General features: G+C 42.8%; 16 protein-coding genes. 9 read left to right on the plus strand and 7 right to left on the minus strand.

All coding sequences use genetic code 11. The annotated features are described in order from the left end of the window. Nucleotides 1–58: 58 nt before the first annotated feature. From EXM22_RS17740 to EXM22_RS17750, 3 genes are all read right to left on the minus strand, one after another. On the minus strand, nt 59–1,579 hold the full coding sequence (locus tag EXM22_RS17740) for a xylulokinase (protein ID WP_149487805.1): 1,521 nt from the start codon (nt 1,577–1,579) through the stop codon (nt 59–61). Next, the gene (locus EXM22_RS17745) at nt 1,580–2,338 is read right to left on the minus strand and encodes a glucose 1-dehydrogenase (protein WP_149487806.1); all 759 of its coding nucleotides are present in this window, start codon (nt 2,336–2,338) and stop codon (nt 1,580–1,582) included. It lies immediately after the preceding gene. A 105-nt stretch (nt 2,339–2,443) separates the two neighbouring features. Then, a complete protein-coding gene (locus EXM22_RS17750; RefSeq protein WP_149487807.1) occupies nt 2,444–3,445 on the minus strand; it encodes a LacI family DNA-binding transcriptional regulator in 1,002 nt (333 codons plus the stop codon). A 490-nt stretch (nt 3,446–3,935) separates the two neighbouring features. Here EXM22_RS17750 and EXM22_RS17755 point away from each other — a divergent pair, with 490 nt between their 5' ends. The 9 genes from EXM22_RS17755 (at nt 3,936) to EXM22_RS17795 (ending at nt 14,417) form a co-directional block, all read left to right on the plus strand. After that, entirely contained in the window at nt 3,936–5,312 is a 1,377-nt protein-coding gene (locus EXM22_RS17755) for an ABC transporter substrate-binding protein (protein WP_149487808.1), read from the plus strand. A gap of 144 nt (nt 5,313–5,456) precedes the next feature. Further along, complete coding sequence (locus EXM22_RS17760) at nt 5,457–6,344, plus strand: carbohydrate ABC transporter permease (protein WP_149487809.1); 888 nt, start codon at nt 5,457–5,459, stop codon at nt 6,342–6,344. 14 nt (nt 6,345–6,358) lie between these two features. Continuing rightward, nucleotides 6,359–7,222: a carbohydrate ABC transporter permease gene (locus EXM22_RS17765; RefSeq protein ID WP_149487810.1), complete on the plus strand. Its 864-nt coding sequence runs from the start codon at nt 6,359–6,361 to the stop codon at nt 7,220–7,222. Between the two features lie 219 nt (nt 7,223–7,441). Beyond that, nucleotides 7,442–10,036 carry a diguanylate cyclase gene (locus EXM22_RS17770; RefSeq protein WP_149487811.1) on the plus strand — a complete coding sequence of 865 codons (2,595 nt, stop codon included), beginning with the start codon at nt 7,442–7,444 and terminating at the stop codon, nt 10,034–10,036. 154 nt (nt 10,037–10,190) lie between these two features. After that, nucleotides 10,191–10,820, plus strand: a complete 630-nt coding sequence (locus tag EXM22_RS17775; protein WP_168203606.1) for a hypothetical protein — start codon at nt 10,191–10,193, stop codon at nt 10,818–10,820. A 109-nt stretch (nt 10,821–10,929) separates the two neighbouring features. Next, nucleotides 10,930–11,790: an HU family DNA-binding protein gene (locus EXM22_RS17780; protein WP_149487813.1), complete on the plus strand. Its 861-nt coding sequence runs from the start codon at nt 10,930–10,932 to the stop codon at nt 11,788–11,790. A gap of 56 nt (nt 11,791–11,846) precedes the next feature. Next, on the plus strand, nt 11,847–12,353 hold the full coding sequence (locus tag EXM22_RS17785; protein ID WP_168203607.1) for a TlpA family protein disulfide reductase: 507 nt from the start codon (nt 11,847–11,849) through the stop codon (nt 12,351–12,353). Nucleotides 12,354–12,369: 16 nt separating this feature from the next. Beyond that, a complete protein-coding gene (locus EXM22_RS17790) occupies nt 12,370–13,707 on the plus strand; it encodes a TrkH family potassium uptake protein (RefSeq protein WP_149487815.1) in 1,338 nt (445 codons plus the stop codon). Then, nucleotides 13,704–14,417: a potassium channel family protein gene (locus EXM22_RS17795; RefSeq protein WP_149487816.1), complete on the plus strand. Its 714-nt coding sequence runs from the start codon at nt 13,704–13,706 to the stop codon at nt 14,415–14,417. The genes EXM22_RS17790 and EXM22_RS17795 overlap by 4 nt, the downstream gene beginning before the upstream one ends. 142 nt (nt 14,418–14,559) lie before the next feature. On the opposite strand, the gene nifJ is transcribed toward EXM22_RS17795, so the two are convergent. From nifJ to EXM22_RS17815, 4 genes are all read right to left on the minus strand, one after another. Then, nucleotides 14,560–18,069, minus strand: coding sequence for a pyruvate:ferredoxin (flavodoxin) oxidoreductase (gene nifJ, locus EXM22_RS17800; RefSeq protein WP_149487817.1), 3,510 nt, complete (start codon nt 18,067–18,069; stop codon nt 14,560–14,562). A 154-nt stretch (nt 18,070–18,223) separates the two neighbouring features. Continuing rightward, nucleotides 18,224–19,795 carry a hypothetical protein gene (locus tag EXM22_RS17805; protein WP_149487818.1) on the minus strand — a complete coding sequence of 524 codons (1,572 nt, stop codon included), beginning with the start codon at nt 19,793–19,795 and terminating at the stop codon, nt 18,224–18,226. Nucleotides 19,796–19,913: 118 nt separating this feature from the next. Further along, nucleotides 19,914–20,807: a serine O-acetyltransferase EpsC gene (epsC, locus tag EXM22_RS17810; protein ID WP_149487819.1), complete on the minus strand. Its 894-nt coding sequence runs from the start codon at nt 20,805–20,807 to the stop codon at nt 19,914–19,916. Further along, nucleotides 20,804–21,667: a patatin-like phospholipase family protein gene (locus EXM22_RS17815; protein WP_149487820.1), complete on the minus strand. Its 864-nt coding sequence runs from the start codon at nt 21,665–21,667 to the stop codon at nt 20,804–20,806. Before EXM22_RS17815 ends, epsC begins: the two co-directional genes overlap by 4 nt. Nucleotides 21,668–21,709: the final 42 nt, after the last annotated feature.

Genomic DNA, 21,709 nt, shown 5'->3' on the forward strand with positions numbered 1-21,709 from the left:
CCTCCTGTGCAGTTTTTTTTTCTTCATTAAAGATTCAGAAATATTTTAGTTTCTTTTCTCAATAACTACTTAGTAAGGCCGATAAATCAGCATAAGATGCATACAAGCGCTTAAACATACTATGTCTTTCTTCATAAATTTCCATATTCTCTACTCCTGGATTGACTGTTCGTTCCGTATGAACAAGCTTTACAGCCTCGCTGTAGGACTTATAGAAATTCATACCAACACCAGCAGCCATAGCAGCACCAAGGCTTGTGGCCTGTTTGGGAGCATGAGGTATGTTCACAGGTTTTTGATACACATCACTCATAATCTGATTCCAGAACAAAGAGATGGCACCGCCTCCGGTGAGGGACAGTTTTTCAATTTCTTTATCATTTTCATTGAAGACATCCAGAACATCTTTTAAGGCAAGGGTTATCCCTTCAAACACAGATCTGCAAATATCCTTTTTTTTATGGTTCAGAGAAAGACCCAGAAATGCTCCCTTCAGTGAAGAATTCCAATGGGGAGTCCGCTCTCCCATTAAATAAGGGATAAAGAATAGACCGTTCGATCCTGCTTTGGATGTCTGGGCCAATGATTCACAATAGGAATATTTATTGACCTTAGTATTTCCAGGTTGAATCATCTCTTCCAGAAGCCAATCGATGGCTATCCCCGCAGATTGTACGGTTCCACACAGATTGAAATTGACACCGTCCAGATCAAAGAAATTCTGTATACGTCTTTTTTCATCCATCAGTGGTGCAGGGGAGAGCAAGGAAATCCATGAACTGCTCCCAATATTGTTCTGAGCCATCTTATACCCGTCAATTCCGGCGCCCCTTGCCGAGCTGGCGGCGTCCCCACCACCCATGAACACAGGCAAACCTCGCGGAAGATGCAACATCACAGCCTGATCCTTACCCAGTGTTCCTGCCTGATCATGGGAATGAAGCAGGTGTGGGAACTTTTCAATACTGAGACTGTTTATTTCAAGAATTTCTTTAGACCATGCCTTTTGAGTCAGGTCGAGGACACAAGTGAGAGAGGCATCAGAAAAATCTGTTATGCCATAGTTTCCCGTCAGATTTCCTGCAATAAAGTCTTTACTCTGGATAAAGTAGGACGTCTTTTTGTACAGATCGGGATGGTTACTCTTAAACCAAAGGATCTTGGGAAGCGATAGATGGACATCAATTCTATTCCCACAGATGGAGTAGAAATCGGAGTCGGATATTTTGTTTCGTATGTCATTACAGAAAGGCTCTGCTCTATTGTCGGAGTGTATGACCTCTGGAAACAGAGCCTTTCCTTCTTGATCAATGGGAAGCATGCCATTCATATGACCACTCAAGCTGATACAAGCTATACGACCAAAAATTTCCGGAGCTTTTTCAAATAGACATTTCGTCCCTTTGATAACACTATCCCAGTAGTCCTCGGGATTCTGTTGCGACCAACCCGGAAAGGGGTATTCTGTAGCATAGTGTATTGTTGTCGAGGCCAGCATATTGCCGGTGATATCGAAAACAGAGCATTTATTGCCCGTTGTGCCAATATCGTAGGTCAGAATGCAGTTTCGCTCTTTCATCTAAATGGACGTAAAACCGCCGTCTACAACCAGGTCAGTACCGGTTGTAAATGACGCCGAATCATCTGCCAGATAGAGAATAGCGCTCACTAATTCTTTGGGAGTACCCATACGTTTTACGGGGGTAAGATCTATCCAGCGGTCTTTCCATTCAGCTGGAGCTGAAAGTGTCATTTCTGTAGCGATATACCCTGGGCTCAAACTATTGACACGTACGTTGTAGGGTGCCCATTCGACTGCTAGTGATTTGGTCAGCATCATTACAGCAGCTTTTGAGGCATTGTAAGCACATTGGGGCTGAGGAGAATTGACGATATGACCGGACATGGATGCGGTGTTGATTATGACGCCTTTTTTTTGTTTGATCATAACCTTTCCTGCGGCTTGAGATGTGAAAAATACACCGGTTAGATTGATATCTATGACTTTTTTCCATTCCTGTGGGGTCATGTTCTCTGCTTCTACATTGATACAGATACCGGCATTGTTGAAGGCAATATCCAGTTTGCCCCACTCTTTAACAATGGTATCGACCATGGATTGAACGTCTTCTGGGTTGGTGACGTCGCAGGATATGGCCAAGGACCGGCGGCCCATGGCTTTAATTTCTTCAGCAACAGATGTCGCCATCTTTAGGTCTATATCCACAATGGCAACATCGGCGCCATTCTTAGCGAGACCAAGAGCCACTGTCTTTCCTATTCCTCGGGCTCCGCCAGTGACATAGGCTGTTTTACTTTCCAGATTAAATGTGATCATTATTATCCTCGTTCTTTATTGAAAAATTTCGTACGCAATCGATTTTTCAACAGACGATGTTTTCTCTTTTACCTCCTTCTTTAAAAATTAATATTGATCAAAGATCTACCTTGGTATTAATGTTGTGGGTATTCGATACTCCTGAATTGGATCGTCACTCTTATTGATTCGTTTCATCAGAGTCTTGGCTACAGTTTCACCAATGGCTTCCTTGTCCTGTTTTACAGCAGAGACACGTGGATTCACCATTGAGTACCAGAAGGCATCATCAAAACTTGTAACTGCAAAATCACTGGAAATTAAATCCGGATTTTCCAATATGAAATTATTCACACCTACGGCTGCCAGAATATTGCTGCAGAATAAGGCGGTCACTTTATGGTTGATTATCAAATCCTTTGCAAGAAGATATGAATCTCCAATGGACTGTTCATCCATGGACCTGGGCCGTCCTGATCCTGATAAAATGAGATCTTCATTTATCTTTAAGCCATGCTTTATAAGGGCCGCCTTGAATCCATCAGATCTCTCATGCATCGTCTCATCATGCCGGGATGCAACATAACCAATGTTCCTATGACCCTTGCTGATAAGGAGCTCTGTACCATCAAGAGCTCCTTCTCTATTTGTTGACATGATGACATCTCTGTCAAATCCTATGGGCTTTCTGTCGAAAAATACACAGGGACAGCGGTCGGCTATAAGGTTTTCCATATAGCTGCAATCCTTTCCTACAGGGGCAATGATAAGTCCATCCACATTGTGCATGAGAAGACTCTCAATATTATTGCGTTCTTTCGCTGTGTCTTCGCTTGAATTGATATAAATAAGATGGTAACCGTTTTCACTCATGATTTTATCGATACTGAGTGCGATATCCATGAAAAAAGTGTTTGCCAGGTTTGATACGACATAGCCTATGACCTTGGAGTTTCCGTTCCTCAGATTTCTTGCCACAGGATTTACAAAGTAGTTCAGGTCTTTAATAGCCTTGATAACCTTCTCTTCAGTTTCTTTGTTCACATTCCTTGTTTTGTTGATGACATGGGAGACGGTCGCAATAGATACATTGGCAAGCCGCGCTACATCCTTCATTGAAGCACCCATAGCGCTTACTCCTTTAATATACGTAATCGATTAACCAAGCATTAGATTACACCAGAGAACCCTTTGCGTCAATAAAATTGGGTGAATAAATCCTTTGTTCTTCCTGCCGAAAAAAAATATTGACAGTTTCAATATTCTAGATTTATGATTATACAATCGTTTACGCAATCGATTAAATATCTATTTTGATCTTCTTGGGTATATTACTAGTTTGAAGGCCTATTGAGAGAATTGGTACAGAAAGAAGAATCGATAATCCGTCATTTTAATTTGAATCAATAGTCGTTGATTTAAGAAAATAGAGACCATTTATTAAGATAAATTATGGGTTTCTTTTATTCTTTCTATGGTTTTGGGTGGTTGTTATTAGCTTCCATAAGGAAGTGCCTTTACTGCAGTAAACGATTGCGTAAAGGATTTAGCAAAATTTAGTAATTGTTTGTACTATATTTGGGGAACCAAATAATTTTAGTAATATAAGGAGAATTTTATGAAAAGGAATCTAAGGGTTATGACTTTCTTTCTCTGGGTGAATCTATTGTTGGCCACAACAATGGTATTTGCTGCGGGACAACAGGAAGTTGAACAGACCGGCGGTGTGACTGTTGTCAACATCGCATTGGCAAACAATCCCATTTCTCAGGCTCTAGAAAAGATAGCCAGAGAAAACTATAAGGCAGAAGGTGTTGAAGTTAATATTTCAGTGCTTCCTGAAAATGACTTGATACAGAAGTTAACTACAGAAGCTTCCACCGGTGGTACAACCTATGATGTCTTCTTTATTGGCCCCTATGAAGCCAATAATTGGGCCCGCTTTGGTTGGCTTGAGAATCTGGAACCTTACTTCGCTAAAATGTCCTCTGAAAAGAAGTCCTGGTATGATCGTGCGGACCTGATTCAGGGAATGGTCGGATCTGTTTCACTGGATGGAGATGCTTATGCTCTTCCCTTCTATGGTGAAAGCTCCTTCATTATGTATAACAAAGAACTCTTTGCCGCCAAGGGATTGACTATGCCCGAATCTCCTACATGGGAGCAAATCTATGAACTGGCTAAGAAAATCCATGATCCAGCAAAGGGAATTGTCGGAATGACCATGAGAGGCGCTCCTGGCTGGGGAATGAGCGGTGCTCCTTTTGTAACCATGGTAAATGCCTTCGGTGGTCGCTTCTACGATATGGAATGGAATGCTACCGTAGATACACCAGAGCAAAGAGCTGCATGGCAGATGTACAAAAAAATACTGAGGGAAGCCGGTCAAAAAGACATCCTTTCCTACACATATAACGAATGTATTGCTCTGATGCAGTCCGGCAATTGCGGTATCTACTATGATGCCACTTCCATTGCCCCACCTCTGGAGTCTGAAGGATCTGCCGTAGCTGGCAAGGTTGGTTATGTGCTTCCTCCTCATCAGAAAATGAAAACAAATACAGCATGGTTATGGAACTGGTCTATGGGTTTGAACCCCAAAAGTAATGACATGAAAAAACAGGCTGCATTTGACTTTATGGTCTGGGCAACATCTAAAGAGTACATCAAACTGTCAACCGAACTGGACGCTTCTGGTGCATTGACGCCTCCAGCTTCCCGATCTTCTACATACACGTTGGATGCTTACAAATCGGCTCCTTATGCTGCTATGACACTCAAGACTCTTGAGTCTATCGATTTTACAAAACCGACTCTGGATCCTGTTCCTTATGTTGGTCTTCAGTATATTGCAATTCCCGAGTTTGCCGATGCTGGAACAAAAATGACTCAGTATCTGGCTGATTATGTAGTTGATAAGATCACATTAGATGAAGCTATCAAGAAAACAAATGACCTCTTTAATCAGGTGGCCATTGATGGTGATTATCGATAATTTCTGAACTTCTCATGTACTTGTTCAGGTAGTCTGGTTTCGTTTCAGACTACCTGAACTCATATGTTCGTTTGAAATTTCTGGACTATTTACTGATCCATTATATAATTATGAAGTATTTTTATTTTATTTTGAGGAACCCCCATGAAAAAGGAAAAGGATTGGCTGTTTCTATTACCTGCTATTCTTGTTGTAGCCGTCATGACGCAGGTGCCATTTATTTTGACAATTATTTATTCAACTCTGAAATGGAATTTATCAAGACCAGATTTACCGATTAAATTCATTGGATTTGAAAATTATCTTTACTATTTGAGAATCCCCGAGTTTCCGGTTATTCCCGAGTTCTATTCCATATTTTGGCAAACCATAGTACTCACCCTTTCCACTCTGATTTTCTGTGCCGTATTCGGATTCCTCTTTTCCATTCTATTGGACCATCAGGTGCCCGGAATCAACATTGCAAGAACCCTGATCATGGGCCCTTTCTTTGTCATGTCTACCGCCAGTGGTGTCATCTGGAAAACAACCATATTCAATACGACTTTCGGATGGTACGGAGTCATTGCAAAGTCATTGGGGTTTACGCCTGTTGACCTTTTGAGTTACCACCCCATGGCGGTCATTATTTTTCTATTCTCTTGGCAGTGGATACCCTTCTTTGTTCTGATTATTCTGGCAGGGCTTCAGGGAATATCGGGAGATGTCGTGGATAGCATGCGAGTAGATGGAGCCAACTGGTTTGAATCAACCTTTATGATAAAGCTCCCGATGATCTCTCAGCATGTCATGGTGGCTACCATGTTGGGACTTATTTTTATTGTAAAAGAAATTGGTCTGATCCTCGTAACGACTGCCGGTGGTCCCGGTACTCGGTCGTATAACCTGCCTTACGCGGTTTATATGGAAATTTTCAATGGATCTCAAGTTGGTAGGGCAGGAGCATTGGCAACTATGACAGTGGCCATTACCCTTATTTCTGTCAACGTTTTGTATCGAATCATTAAAAAAAGGAGTGCATCCTTTGAGTGATGCGGGAAAAAGATATGAATCCAGATAAACTTAAAATAGTCAGACGGCACAATCTCAGAAAGAAAATCAATATATTTCTCCTCTCTGTGTTTATCTTTGCGGTGGCAATCCTATATTTTTCACCCATCCTTTATATGTTTCTGACATCTTTTAAAACAGAGCATCAAGCTGTCAGTCCCAGACTCTTTTTCAAACCGACACTTGATACATTTAAACTGGTATTAAGTGATGCAAATATGTTCGGTTTTCTGAAGAACTCTCTGATTCAAGTATTCTTTACAACATTTGCCTGCCTCTTGTTGGCTATTCCTGCTTCTTTTGTTCTCGTCTTCGGCAAATTTAAAAAACGGAATACCGGAGAAAAAATATATGTTTGGTTTATTACAACCATATTATTACCTCCGGTAGCTGTCATTATTCCTCTTTACACCTGGTATCAGAAATTTAATCTGATCAAGTCTCCATTGGGCTTGTTGGTGGCATACATAGGATTTCATGTTCCCATTGTCGTGTGGATGCTTCATTCCTTTTTTAAAGATGTTCCTAAATCGATAATTGAAGCCTCTGAAATTGATGGTTGTTCCCGCTTCCGCCAATTGATTTCCATTGCTCTGCCGCTTGTTAGAACAGGGATTATTTCATCCGCTTTACTTGTTGCCATCTTTGTCTGGAATGAGTTTTTCTTAGGATTTAATCTCACTGGAAATTCAACGGCAACACTTCCTGTGTATATGTCCCGATTCAGGGAACAGCAGGGGATGTTTGTGGCACAGTTGTCAGCTTCCTCCACGATTGCTATTCTACCGGCAGTGATCCTTGGATGGATCACTCAAAAATCTCTTGTAAAGGGATTAACGCTGGGAGCTGTCAAGGGTTAATGAATCATCTGTTCCTCCTATTCCGATCTGTCTTTTGAGGCGGGTCATTTTTTAAGGTCCTAGAACTAGGAATACCTGGTTCTAGGGCTGGCAATGCTAGTGATCAACTCTAGTCCTATGAGCAACAGATTTTCAATGATTTGATTTATCTCTTGCGGCCCATAAATATTTAAACTAACATTTAATCATATACCCCGCTTGTAAGGACAGGAAAATCTGTTGAAGAATAAAACAATCCAGACTACTGCTCTTACTTTTATTTTACTCACCATTATGGGTGTTGTAAGCGGGTTTCTTATACACCAATTTCTTCTGGAAAGGTATCAGGCCGAAGAGCGAGAGCTGGTGCGAGAATTTTCGGGATCAATCCGTGCATCAATGGAATCGACTCTCTCCAATGATTTGAACATTGTTCATTCTATGGCAGCCTATCTCTCGGTACATCCCGATGTGACCCAAGAAGGATTCAAGGATTTTGCCTCCCAAATTTTCCGGGATTCCACAACGCTTACGAACCTGGCAGCAGCACCAAATCTCGTCTTGACTTATGTGTACCCTGTAGCAGGAAATGAATCGATACTCGGGGTAGACTTTAGGGATATACCAGAGCAATTACCCCTTGTTAATAAAGCACGCGAATCAGGAGATCTTGTGGTAGCCGGTCCTGTCGATTTGGTCCAGGGCGGGCAGGGAATACTGGGAAGAGCCCCTGTATTTTATGAGGATAAGGGAAACATTGTTTTTTGGGGAATTGTTTCATCTCTCATCAGTTTTGACTCGTTGATCGATGAACTTCTACCGTTCCTTGATAAATATAATCTCAAACTTTCGGTCCGTGGAATCAATGGTTCAGGAGCATGGGGTAGGGCCTTCTTTGGAAATGATGATCTGTTCGAAGAAGAAAATGGCATACAAAGTATGGTTATGTTTCCCAACGGTTCCTGGCAGATCGCTGTGGCTCCTGTTGATGGATGGCACACGGGGCATCGGTATCACTTTCCAGTAATCTTTTCTATTGCAATCTTCGTTGTGTTTGTCACCGTGTTTGTCTTTATACGGAGTCATTTAAATGAAAAAATCCGTGAAAATGAGATGCGTCTTGACGATATCACTAAGGCATCTTCGGACATCATCTGGGAAACAGACCGTTTTGGGGTTCTTCGATATGTCTCCGGCAAGGGAGAATCTTTGCTTGGCATTACCAGAGACAAGCTTATTGGGTATTCCATTTTTGATTTCATCTCAACAGAAAAAGACCCAAACTCCATCATGACTCTACGGGATTTAATGGAGGCGAGGAAAGCTATTGTCGACTATGAAGTATGGCTCAAGACGGCAGATCCTCAGCCAGTCTGCGTACTCAGGAATGCTATTCCTCTTTTTGAACATAGAACTCAAGAATTGATTGGATATAGGGGTGTTGATAAGAACATTTCCCTTCAGAAAAATCTTCAGCTGGAACTGGAAGAAAATGCAAATCTTCTTGATCTATTTTTTAAGCAGTCTCTTGATGGATTCTTTTTCATGATGCTTGATGAACCCGTCGAATGGAATGATTCAGTGGATAAGGATGCGGTACTGGACTACGTATTTAAACACCAGCGAGTCACAAAAATCAATAAGGCTCTGCTCCAACAGTACCGTGCTTCAGAAGAAGATTTTCTCGGTTTGACTCCTACCGGTTTTTTTGCCCATGACTACAAAATGGGACGTCATTTGTGGCGAAAGTTGTTTGATGAAGGGCAACTTCATATAGATACGGATGAAAAACGTTTTGACGGCAGCTCTGTCACTTTTGAAGGAGACTATATCATTCTCTTTGATGGACAAGGACGCATTACCGGGCATTTTGGTGTTCAGAGGGATGTCACTATCGAACGTGATAGGGAGTTTCAACTTCAACGGTATATTGCGATTAACGACAAAAATATCATTATTTCACAAACAAACCTGGATGGAATTATCACTTACGCGAGTGATGCCTTCTGCTTGATTTGCGGTTATGCCAAAGAGGAACTGGTAGGGCAAAGCCATAATATTATCCGCCATCCTGAAGTTTCTGATAAGATCTATAAAGAGTTATGGGAAACGATCTCCTCAGGTAAAACGTGGTATGGAGAGTTTAAAAACAAGAAGAAGGATGGTTCCTTCTACTGGGTAAATTCAATTGTCTTACCTGTTGAAAATCGACATGGTGAGCGTTTTGCTTATATGTCGGTCCGTCAGGATATAACTGCCAAAAAAGAGCTTGAGATCCTTTCTGTTACTGATAGACTAACCGGGCTCTTCAATCGTCAGAAGTTAGATCGTAGTCTTGAGGAGCAACGTTTGCGGTTTTCCCGCTACGGTGAGATCTTTTCGGTTATTCTCCTTGATATTGATCACTTTAAATCTGTAAATGATAAATTCGGTCACTTGGAAGGTGACCGAATTCTCAAGTGTTTTTCTCAAATAATTCAGGGACAGATCCGAAAGACCGATATAGCAGGACGGTGGGGAGGCGAGGAATTTCTCATACTCTGCCCTCATACAGACCTGGATGGTGCCGTTGCTAGAGCCGAAGAAATCCGACGATCAATTGAGGAGTATGACTTTGGGCTCGGACGTTCTGTTCTGGCGAGTTTTGGGGTTGCCCAAGTAGCGATTGAGATCTCGGAGAATCCTGAGGAGGACCATGAGGTGAACCATCCAAATGAGGGTGTTTTAACTAGTATCTCTATCCATATGATCACTGATCAATTGCTGCGGTCTGCCGACGCGGCTTTGTATAAGGCTAAAGAGGAAGGACGGAACCGTGTGGTACGAGCCTTGTAGTTTTGTGGGTTAAGACAAGTTCATTTTAGAGGTCCTGAAACCTGGAAAACAGATATTGAATAAAGGGTAAAATATGATTAGATATATCTGGACTCTTTGTGTGTTTATGTTTTGTGGAACAGTACTATATGCCGGGAGTCCACTGAAGGATCCAATGATACCGGACCATGAGCATGTTCAATATACCATTAGGAGTGCTGATAAGGTCAGTACATTGATTCTCAATGTTGAGCATGGAACAATCCGAGGGCATCAGAGTTACTCCATCAGCACAATTTCTGATAGTCAGAACATGTCTCTGGAGATCCTTAGGGATGGATTGCTTCCTTTGAAAAACGTCCGCTTACAGAAAGATGGACGCAGTGATTTTTTGACAACATCGGAGATAGGAGCCATACCCGTGCTATATGATGATGAAATTCTAATTGTAGACTTTAATGACCTGTCTCATGTTTTAAGAGGATATCCCTTTGATCATCCCAGGACTCTAGGAATTGTATTCCCCTATCAGGTTAGGGATGAGAAGAGGAAGATGAGTTTTATGATTAAATATGTAAAATCAGAAACAATTAACCTTCAAGGAGGTTCATACAATTCCTACAAACTGCAACTGGCCGCTCAGTTATCGGGAGGTCTGTCTGTTTTTTCAGGCATGATCCCCAAGACATACTTTTGGTATTCCCAAGAGGCTCCACACACGCTTCTCAGGTACGAAGGAGGGACCGGGCCCGGTGGAGATGAGGAGATTATAATGGAAATGGTTCACTATAGAATTGATGGATAATTGGCATCTGGAACTCAAGTTGACAGATTCTTTAGATTAATATGTATTTAGAGTTATATTGATAAGAGCTGGATGATGAACAGCTTGTGATTAAACTAAGGAGAGTCCTATGGGTATTCCTGAATTAGTAAAACAGCATCTTGAGAGTCTCTTTAAGGCTTCGGGCGAAGAATGGTCAAAATCCCAGGATGCCTTTAACAAATTGTGTTCCAGTTGGGAGAAGAAAGAGAGGCTCTTTTCACAGCAGATCAACCTTCTGGATATGGAAGAAGTTAAGACTGTTTCAAAGGATGATCCCCGGGGAATGCTCTTCCTCACTTTTTCCGGCTCCCTTGTCAGTCTGGGATATGGCTCCCAGCGTTGGATGGAATATGCCAGCATTAAACTTCGCACAGATGTACCCGATATTGTCCGATGTGATAAGACTTCCTTAGCCGATCAGGCAAGCTACGGTCAATCGGCCCGCTTTGACCTTGGGCCTCTTAAGCATACATCCGCCTTATATAAGATTGTGGTCTGCAAGGAAGATGTCCCGGTAAAAGAGCAGGAAAAACGTGTGAAAGAAGCGACAGTTTTTCTGACAAACTCATTTATACATCTCAATAGAGATCTAACGCTTCCCCTGGGTAGTCAGGATGCCGATCAGTTTAACAAGCAGAATATTATTGCCTATTTGGCACGTAAAAATGCTCTGACCCAAGAAAAGGTCCGGGAAGTTACAGATGATTATATTTCCATGGTTGAAACGGGAATGCTTATGGGGAAAAATGTCTCTCTTGGCAGATTGGGGCGCTTTTCGCTCAGTCTAAAGCCCAGCCGTAAAGCCAGAATTGGAAGGAATCCTAAAACGGGAGAAGAAATCACAATCCCTGCCAGAGAGGCACACTGGAGTCCTGGATTCAAGTTTTCAGCAGGCAGTAAGGAAAAAGCTGCATCCATGCCTCTTCCTGAATCAGAAGATAACGACTAGAGAGCCTGCAGCTGATTGTGCTAGACTATGGATGGAATATGAAAAAGGAAGTCTTCATGAAAATAATAAAACCGCAGCTTCTCTTTCTGCCTTTGTTCTTTTTGTTCCTCTCTCCCTCTCTTTTCGCATTGCAGATAGGGGATGCTATCCCTGGATTTTCTGTTATATCCGGTGATGGGCATATTCTCATTAGGGATGATCTGCTGGATAAGAAGGGGCTTATCTTCTATGAAGACAGGTCTTTGATGGACATAAATCAGGATTTAAAAGACTATCTGAAGGCTTTGAACCTGGATAAAAATAACATCATGACTGTGGTCGTGGTAGACTGTAATGATTTGGGCCTATTTAAAAAGCTTTGGCAGGACAGACTGGTGGATCATTCCCGAAAAATCAACCTTCCCGTTTATGGAGACTGGAATGGAAAGATGAAAGATCGGTTCCATCTAGAGGATGAGAGTTCTACTTTTATGGTGATTGATGAAACAGGGCATGTCGTATATTCCCAAACTGGAACTATAACGTCATCAGATTTTGAACAAATCGGCAATCTGGTACATTAGGAATCTGATCTAGACCGTGTCCAGAGCTCCACAACTTTCAGATAAACAGGTCCTCTTCCTTTACTTTTTAATCCTCATTTTTGTAGGAACTATACTACTCTCACTTCCTTCCTCCTACAGTGCAGGATCTCTACGGAGTTTAGATGCGCTGTTTACGGCTGTTTCTGCAGTCTGCGTTACTGGGCTTTCTACAGTCACCACTGGTGATTTTTCATTATCTGGAAAAATTATCCTGCTGTGTTTGATACAGGCCGGTGGATTAGGTTTCATTACCTTCTCAACACTCTATCTATTTTTCCCTGGCAGTCGATTTTCATTCCGCAATACAGCGATCATTCAAGAGTACTATGGTTCTGAACATATTCAGAAACCCAAGAATATAATCAGGAGTATCCTCGGATTCACATTGATATTTGAACTTTCCGGAATCCTCATTATATTTCCAGGCATGGTTCGGCAGGGAGTGGAACATCCATTTTTCTCTTCTGTTTTTCATGGAATTTCAGCCTTCTGCAATGCTGGATTCTCCCTTTATTCTGATAGCCTGACACAATTTCAAGGCAATCCACAGGTACTGGGTGGAGTCTCATTCATGATCGTGACAGGGGGGCTGGGTTATATGGTCCACTGGAATCTTTTTAAGAAAGTCAGCCACCCCGGCAAAGTGAAATTACGCTACCACTCTATGATCATGATCCTGTTCACTTTTATACTGATCATTCTCGGTTTTTTTGTCTTCTATCTACTGGAACGGCATAGATTGTTTTCAGATATGAATACCGAAGATGCTCTTATGGCTGCTCTGTTTCAATCCATTACAACACGGACTGCAGGGTTTAATACGGTAGATCAATCCGGGTTTACAGCTCCTTCTACTCTTTTAAATCTTGTTTTTATGCTCATAGGTGGCGGGTCTGGTTCTACCGCTGGAGGATTGAAAGTAACGACCACATTTCTTCTTTTTCTCATTATCATCAAGGGGATTGATGACCATGGGGAAATTCCTTTTTTAAGACGCCGGATTAGCAAGGAACTTCTGAACAGAGCCTCTTTGTACTTCCTGAAAGCCATGGTTATATTGATTCTCAGTGTGTTTCTTGTCAGCCTTTTTGAAACTATCCAGTTGAAGAACAACATAGGATTTCTTGAAATTCTATTTGAATGTATTTCAGCCCTGGGGACCGTTGGTCTTTCTATGGGAATCACAGCAGAATTAAGTGATCTGAGTCAGCTGGTCCTGATCTGCACTATGTTTGCCGGCCGCATAGGGTTGTTTGCAATCATTATCCCTGCAGTCAGCCCCGAATCAGTTTATAATATTCGTTATCCTGAAGGTGAGGTATTGATAGGATGAAAAAGCAATTGGCTATTATCGGTCTCAGTTCATTTACAAGTAGAATCCTGGAACAACTGGAATCTTTTAATTGTGAAATTCTACTCATAGATAAAGATCCCGCTATCATTGAGGCTTATAAAAACCGTGTCCATCAAGCATTTATTGCGGATGTTCTGAATGAAAAAACAATAGGAAAACTTATTCCTCCCGATATCTATGCGGTGATTGTAGATCCAGGAGATCGTATTGAGGTTTCCATTCTCGTAACTAATTACCTAAAGAAGCTGGGAGTCAAGAAGATCTTTGTTCGTGCTGAGACAGATGAGCATGGAGAAATCCTAAATCTCATTGGAGCAGAACATGTCGTTTACCCCAATAGGGAGGCGGCGATGCGCCTGGCGCCCATTCTCCTTTCTTCTCATTTGCTGAGTTATATGCCTATTAGCTCTGAGATGGTACTGGCAGAGGTTCAGGTACCTCCGATCATACTGGGTTTAAAGCTCGTTGAATCGGGAATACGTGATAAAATGAATTTGAACGTTGTGGGTCTCAGAGGAAAAAAAACGGGGAGTGAGTACGTTTTTGTTGCACCCGATTATGTTTTTCAGGAAGGTGATGTCCTGCTCATTGCAGGGGCCGAGAAGGATGTTCAAGACTTCTCCGATGCCACAGTAATAAACAATAAGCCAGGATTCACAAGTATGTTTAACCGCTTCTTCTCACGTTAAATTCCATCAATTAACCCAGCAATACTCCTATTAAATAAAAAAAAGCAGACCCGAGGGTCTGCTTTTTCTATATAAACAGAAAGCGATCCACCGAGGTGAAACGCTTTCCGGATTGCCGTGAATACTGCCCTAGGGCAGATCCTTACATAATTTCTCCCATCTTCTTGAAGAAATCCCATCTGTGTTTAGCATCAGCTTCTGCTTCGGCAAATAGTGCTTCAGCTTCATCTGGCGCAGTTTTGAGCAGAGCGGTATATCTTCTTTCACTGCGGATAAAGTCCTGATAGCTTTCTGTGGGTTCTTTACAGTCCCAGGAAAACTTCTTTCCTTCTTCCATGGCAGGGTTATAGCGATACAGTGGCCAGTAACCACATTCTACAGCTCTTTTCTCTTCAAGCTGTGTCTTAGACATGTCGATGCCGTGGGCAATACAGGGTGCATAAGCAAAAATGATAGAAGGACCATCAAATGCTTCTGCTTCCATGATAGCTTTCTGAGCATGTGCTCTGTTGGCTCCCAGGGCAATGGATGCTACATACACATATCCATAACTCATGGCCATGATATTCAAGTTCTTTTTACCCAGTCTCATACCAGCGTTGGCAAATTTGGCAACTGCACCAATCGGTGTTGCTTTAGAAGCCTGTCCACCAGTATTGGAATATACTTCAGTATCAACAACAAGGATGTTTACATTTTTACCAGCAGCCATTACATGGTCAACTCCACCGAATCCGATGTCGTAAGCCCAACCGTCACCACCAATGATCCATACAGATTTATCTACAAAGTAGTCCTGAAGTTCAATGATTTTAGCCATGGTCTCATCGCCGGCCGCATCCGCAGGCAGAGCTGCTTTAACAGCATCCTGTGCATCAATGGCTTCCTGTGTTTTTTCATCCCATAGAGCAAGAGACGCTTTCAATGCTGAAGTCAGTTCAGGAGTAGTTCCTGCTGCCAGCAGATCATTTACTTTTCTTTTCAAAAGAGTTCTGTTTGAATCAACACCTAGTCTCATACCGAAACCATATTCTGCGTTGTCTTCAAAAAGAGAGTTACCCCAGGCGGGTCCTCTTCCTGCTTCATTTTTACAATAGGGGATTGTGGGGAATGTACCACCGTAAATGGAAGAACAACCTGTTGCATTCGCAGCCAGCATGTTTCCACCACAAATCTGAGTTACCAGTTTGACATAGGGTGTTTCACCACAACCTGCACAAGCTCCGGAGAACTCAAACAAAGGTCTGCGGAACTGCATACCCTTAACATTGGTTTCGGATGATCCATCGAGAGCTCCGTAAGGGAGGGGTTCAAAGAATTTTTCGTTTTCTTCTTCACCAATGGCTCTTTCTTTATCCAGAGTAGACCATACAAGGGCTTTTCCCTTGGCGGGGCAGGTTTCAATACAAACACCGCATCCCTGACAGTCATCGGTGTAAACCTGAATCTTGTACTGCAGTTCCATGGTCTTGGAGGCTTTGTATTTTACAGAGTTAAAAGTTTCGGGTGCACCGCTCAGGTCTTCAGGTTTAATCTGCTTAGCACGGATTGCTGCGTGAGGACAGGACTGAACACACTGATTACACTGGATACAAACTTCTGATTCCCAGTGGGGAACTCTAGGAGCAACACCACGTTTTTCAAGCTTAGTGGTACCTGTGGGGAGAACACCGTCGAAGCTCATGTGAGAAACGGGGATGTCATCACCTTTCTGATGCATAATTTTTTCAATGATATTCTTTGTGAAATCATCAGAATCTTCTGCAATCAGTCTAGGTGGTTCATATGATTTTGTGATGGTTGCTGGTACTTTTACTTCGATCAGAGCCTCTCCGGCTTTGTCTACTGCGTTCCAGTTCATCTTAACAATATCTTCACCCTTTCTGCTGAAGGTCTTTTTAATGGCAGTTTTCATCAGCTCGATTGCCTGAGCTTCAGGAAGAACACCTGAAATCTTAAAGAAGGCTGCCTGGAGAACTGTGTTTGTTCTGTTACCAAGTCCTACTTCCTCAGAAATCTTCAAAGCATTCATAGCATAGAAACGAACTTTTCTATCGATGATAATCTTCTGTTCTTTCTCAGTCAAACTGTTGAAAATCTCATCAGCAGGAAGTTCGGTGTTCAGCAGGAATACTCCATTTTCCTTGATGGGACCCAGCATGTCGTAGCGACCCAGGTAGGCAGGATTGGAACATGCAACAAAGTCTGCAGCATCATTTAACCAGGGCATATTTACAGAAGACTTACCGAATCTCAGGTGAGAAGTTGTAACACCACCTGATTTCTTTGAGTCATAGGCAAAGTAAGCCTGGGCATTCATGTCGGTGTTGTCACCAATGATTTTGATGGAGTTCTTATTGGCACCAACTGTACCATCAGAACCAAGACCCCAGAACATACCGCTGAAGATATCTGAAGGAGCAACATCAATAAATTCTTTGACTTCAATTGACTTGTGGGAAACATCGTCGGTGATACCTACGGTGAATCCGTGGAAGGCTTTACCATCAAGGTGATCGAAGATGGCTTTTACATGAGAAGGGTTGAACTCTTTGGAGGACAGACCGTAGCGTCCACCGATGATTTCGATATCTTTGTCTTTCAGTACAGTGACAACATCTTTGTACAAAGGCTCACCCAGTGATCCGGGTTCTTTTGTTCTGTCCATGACAGCAATTTTCTTACAGCTGGCTGGAAGAGCATCGATAAATGCACTGGCAGAGAAAGGTCTGTACAGTCTGACCTTGATAACTCCGACTTTTTCACCCTTGGCGTTGAGGTATTTTACAGTCTGTTCTGCAGTATCACAACCAGATCCCATGATGATGATGACTTTTTCGGCATCGGGAGCACCAACATAATCAAACAGGTGGTACTGACGGCCAACATGTTTTGCCAGGAGGTCCATGTATTCCTGAACAACACCAGGAATTGAATCATAGATATTATTGGTTGTTTCTCGACCCTGGAAGTATACATCGGGGTTTTGAGCAGCCACTTTTACAACGGGTTTTTCAGGTCTCATCCCTCTGGCCCGGAATCTTTCAATATATTTGGGTTCGATCATTTCTTTGATCGTATCGTAAGAAATTTCTTCAACTTTCTGAATTTCATGTGAAGTTCTGAAACCGTCGAAGAAGCTCAGGAAAGGGACTTCTGTTTTAAGTGTTGCAAGGTGTGCTACAACAGCCATGTCCATAGTTTCCTGAATAGATGAAGCAGCAGTCATGGCAAAACCTGTGTTGAGACAGGACATAACGTCTGCATGGTCTCCGAAAATGGAGAGAGACTGTGCGGCCAGTGATCTGGCGGAAACATGGAAAACAGTCGGGATCATTTCACCGGCAATCTTATGCATGTTGGGGATCATCAGAAGAAGACCCTGTGATGCTGTAAAGGTGGTGGTTAATGCACCTGCAGAAAGAGATCCGTGAACGGCACCGGCAGCACCGGCTTCAGACTGCATTTCCAAGACATCGACTTTTTTGCCGAAGACATTTTCTCTGCCCTGGCTGGCCCAGGAATCAGAATACTCACCCATGGGAGAAGAAGGTGTGATAGGGAAAATAGCGGCAACTTCACTGAAGGCGTAGGCTACATGTGCTGCAGCCGCATTCCCGTCAATGGTGACCATTTTTTTCTTGTTTGACATATGAAAAATTCCTTAAAATTAGAATAGTTTTGACCCAGATATATTAAAACTTATGGGAAGAGAGCGCAAGGGCTACCATGGGTGTACAGCCTAAAAGTGAGTATGAAATTATCGAAACATCATTCTTGAGTTGATTTCTTAGGAATTCTGTGCATCAGCGGTAGAGCAGGCGGAAAAACTCTAGCCTTGAAAACTCTCTTTGGAGGCTTCTATCAACAGTTTCTTCCTCCCCCTCTTCTTCCTTCATTCCTTTATACGGGTGTTCAAAAGACTTCAGTATTCTCATAAATGCCTTCTGGTAGGCATCATCACCATAATTTTCATAAATCAAATTTTCTTTGTCTGAAACTTTCAAGGACTTGAGGCTTTCGATCTTTTCCAATAGGGGAGCATTCAGATCTCTGCATTCAGAAACAAACCGGGGGCTTTGGCATTTTTCCAGAAATGAGAATTGGTCTGTGGGAGGGAGATAGGAAAAATCAACAGATTCTTCTGTTAACAAAAGGTGAAGATCATTATGTAGCTTTTCTTTTATTCCAGACGGGAGATACGCCTTAAGTTCATCCAGGCGGCGGCCGTAGTCTTTCTGCAACTGTTCTTTCAAGGGAGTATCCAGAGGAACAAGTATAGAATCATAGAGATGAGCAGGATAGTCCTTCATGAGGGGAGTGAAGCCTTCCATTATGTCCAGCTGTCTTGCCAGCAGCGGTTTTTGCCAAACAAGGGCGTTGAGGTACATATAACCAAAACCTTCCTGAACGGAAGATGAGAATATCAGGTCACTACCGCTGATCATCTCCTGGTAACTGATGTCGGCTTCGGCAGGTAAAGTTCCTGTTCCCCAGAAGCCGGGGATCAGTCCCCGTGCAAATGCCTTTTCACATAGATCGGAATACTTTTTTTCCTGAACAGATATTCCTGGAAGGGTCAGAATCAGATTGACGGGATCTTTGAGCAGATTGCACAAGAAGCCACCCTCTAGAACATTTTTCCGCCTTATGGACCGTACCGGGTATAACCAAAGTTCTCCTTCTGGATCAAATTTACTTTCCATGGGCGCATTGGCTTTCAACTTCTGCTTGAGTTCTGGTTTGTTGATTGATTTTTTTGATGGATTCTCTTGTAGAGGAACTGGATTTTCGAGGAGGTGTATCCTTCCTTCTGTCATTCCAGCGTCTTTCATGATTTTGAAATCACGGACATTGATCACACAATATTTAAGGCTTTCCGATGAAGGGTACAAAGAACCGGGAAGATTTGTTTTTAATTCGTTTAGATTGGAATAACGGGCGCATTCGGGAAAGTCGTGAATTTGATAGATCATTTTCTGTTTTCCTTCACGGGCAATGCTGTTTAGAGCTGATGTGAAGGCCCAGTTTTTTCCCAGTTGGTAATTGTGTATCAGCCAAATGGAGTCTGATGAACCATATTTCCTCATCAGGAGATCCTTGAGGCTTTCGGGGCTGAGGGGGTCTTTCTGGTTGCTTCTGTAATCCAGTTCGGGTAAGACTTCAAGGCTTATGGGAGTATTCGTTCTTTCCCGGTTCAAACTGTGGATGGAATCCTGCATCTTATTGGTATTTTCTTTTTTCCCGCAGAGGATCTTTATGGATTTAATCATTTCTAATCCGGCCAGTGGGGGGAGAGAGTGCTTTATTACATCGGTAACTCCACCGGGAAGGAGGTGGTAATGGATGATAATCAGATCAATCTTTTTGTCTTTCATAAGAAAATTCCTCAATCAGGCAGGCTTCTCTTTCATCATAGGTTGTAACAGGTCCTTAGGCAAGAATTCTTTTAAAAGACCAGTGGGAATGACTCTTGGGAATGAGAAGAAGATTCTTTTATTGCTGGCCGTATCTGTTCTTCAGGATATACTCTGCGGGCCGGTTGTACACAAGGCTGTCCTTGGGAATGGACGAGGTGATCCAGACATTCCCTCCTATAACCGTATTTTGTCCAATGCTTGTTGTACCCCCCAGTATGGTTGCGCCTGAGTATATGGTGACATTGTCTTCGATGGTGGGATGTCTTTTAATGTTGGCTTCCTCTTTTTTCACACTGAGAGCCCCCAGGGTCACCCCCTGATAGACCTTGACGTTACATCCTATGACTGTCGTTTCTCCAATGACAACGCCTGTGCCATGGTCGATAAAAAAAGACTCACCTATCTGGGCTCCGGGATGAATGTCTATTCCTGTTTTGCGGTGTAGGTGTTCATTCATCATTCTCGGAATGAGAGGGATGTTCATCTTATAAAGTTCATGGGCCATCCTGTGAACTGTAATGGCTTCCAGACCCGGATAGGACAGGATGACCTCCTCTCTGCTTCTGGCTGCAGGATCGCCCTTGAGAGCTGCATTCACATCCTTCAGCGCCATGTCGCGAATTGTGGTGAGAGTTTTTAGGAAGTCAAATGTCAGTTGTGAGGCTTCCTCATCATTTTGCGACTGTTCATTTGAGTTCTCCTGGTTCCGGTAGCGTATGCTCTTGCTGATTTCTGCCATGAGGCTCTGACAGGATCTAAGGAGTTTCTCTCCAATATTGTAGGAAAGGAATTCCTCTTCCAGTATTTCATTCTCCTGAAACCCAGGGAAAATTATGGATTCAAGGGTTGTGATGATATTGATGATGCTCTGGCGGGAAGGGAGGTTGGGTCCACTGAGGTGATTGATACCCTCTTTGACTTTGAATGTCTTGATAATATCCTGTGTGATTTGGTCTATCTCTTTTATCATGCTTCAAGTATCCTTTTCCCCGGTAGAGGCCATGTCAGGGCTTTCTTTATGTCTTTGAGTCTGGCCATCGCTGCTTCCTCTCCCCGGCGAATACAAGCCTCAATATTTTCAAAATTAAAGCTGGAACGATCCGATTTTATATGCAAGGTCAAGTTTGCCCTGTCTTTACCCGTTCTCTTCTGAGTCTGGCAGGATGTCAGGTAACTTCTAAACAAGATGGCCAGCGCATTATTCAGTTCGCTCCTTGATGCTGTTTTATAGGCTCCCACATCAATGCCCAAAACCCGGGAGGGACCAAATTCTCTGGCAATCCAGACGGGGTAGTTATTGATCACAGATCCATCACACAACAGCGAATCGGGCCTCTCCATAGGGGAAAAAAATCCTGGGTAAGCCATGGACGCATAAGTTCCATCGGACAACAGGCCATCGTGAATAACAATTTCATTGCCTTTCAACAAATCTACTGCATTGCAGTAAAAGGGAATTTTGGTGTCCTGAAACGTATTCCCCTTGAATATCTCGTCTAAAAATGACCTGATTTTTAAACCATTGTTAATACCCTTTTCTTTCACAAGGATACCCAGGGCCTCTTCGGCCTGAAGGAATCGGGTTACGGGATTGTTGAAAGGAATCCTGAAGGTCATTCCCTCCTGAAAATCCATGATATTGATCTCCTGGGCGATGTCCTCCATTTCACTCACGCTGCTGCCATTAGCCCAGAGGGCCCCTATGATAGCACCCATGGATGTTCCTGCAATAAGATCAGGAATATAACCCTCTCCGTCCAGAACTTTGAGAACACCCAAATGTGCCATTCCCAAAGCTCCGCCACCGGATAAGACCAGCGACCATTTCATGTGATAAACATAGAATTCGGTTTATCAAAAGTCAAGCTTTGA

The organism is Oceanispirochaeta crateris, from assembly GCF_008329965.1.
GTDB lineage: Bacteria > Spirochaetota > Spirochaetia > DSM-2461 > DSM-2461 > Oceanispirochaeta > Oceanispirochaeta crateris.

What these genes read in the sequence shown, in the direction of transcription:
- EXM22_RS17740 (WP_149487805.1), bottom strand. Translation starts at nt 1,579, where the DNA reads ATGAAAGAGCGAAACTGCATTCTGACCTACGATATTGGCACAACGGGC.
- EXM22_RS17745 (WP_149487806.1), bottom strand. Translation starts at nt 2,338, where the DNA reads ATGATCACATTTAATCTGGAAAGTAAAACAGCCTATGTCACTGGCGGA.
- EXM22_RS17750 (WP_149487807.1), bottom strand. Translation starts at nt 3,445, where the DNA reads ATGGGTGCTTCAATGAAGGATGTAGCGCGGCTTGCCAATGTATCTATT.
- EXM22_RS17755 (WP_149487808.1), top strand. Translation starts at nt 3,936, where the DNA reads ATGAAAAGGAATCTAAGGGTTATGACTTTCTTTCTCTGGGTGAATCTA.
- EXM22_RS17760 (WP_149487809.1), top strand. Translation starts at nt 5,457, where the DNA reads ATGAAAAAGGAAAAGGATTGGCTGTTTCTATTACCTGCTATTCTTGTT.
- EXM22_RS17765 (WP_149487810.1), top strand. Translation starts at nt 6,359, where the DNA reads ATGAATCCAGATAAACTTAAAATAGTCAGACGGCACAATCTCAGAAAG.
- EXM22_RS17775 (WP_168203606.1), top strand. Translation starts at nt 10,191, where the DNA reads ATGATACCGGACCATGAGCATGTTCAATATACCATTAGGAGTGCTGAT.
- EXM22_RS17780 (WP_149487813.1), top strand. Translation starts at nt 10,930, where the DNA reads ATGGGTATTCCTGAATTAGTAAAACAGCATCTTGAGAGTCTCTTTAAG.
- EXM22_RS17785 (WP_168203607.1), top strand. Translation starts at nt 11,847, where the DNA reads ATGAAAATAATAAAACCGCAGCTTCTCTTTCTGCCTTTGTTCTTTTTG.
- EXM22_RS17795 (WP_149487816.1), top strand. Translation starts at nt 13,704, where the DNA reads ATGAAAAAGCAATTGGCTATTATCGGTCTCAGTTCATTTACAAGTAGA.
- nifJ (WP_149487817.1), bottom strand. Translation starts at nt 18,069, where the DNA reads ATGTCAAACAAGAAAAAAATGGTCACCATTGACGGGAATGCGGCTGCA.
- EXM22_RS17805 (WP_149487818.1), bottom strand. Translation starts at nt 19,795, where the DNA reads ATGAAAGACAAAAAGATTGATCTGATTATCATCCATTACCACCTCCTT.
- epsC (WP_149487819.1), bottom strand. Translation starts at nt 20,807, where the DNA reads ATGATAAAAGAGATAGACCAAATCACACAGGATATTATCAAGACATTC.
- EXM22_RS17815 (WP_149487820.1), bottom strand. Translation starts at nt 21,667, where the DNA reads ATGAAATGGTCGCTGGTCTTATCCGGTGGCGGAGCTTTGGGAATGGCA.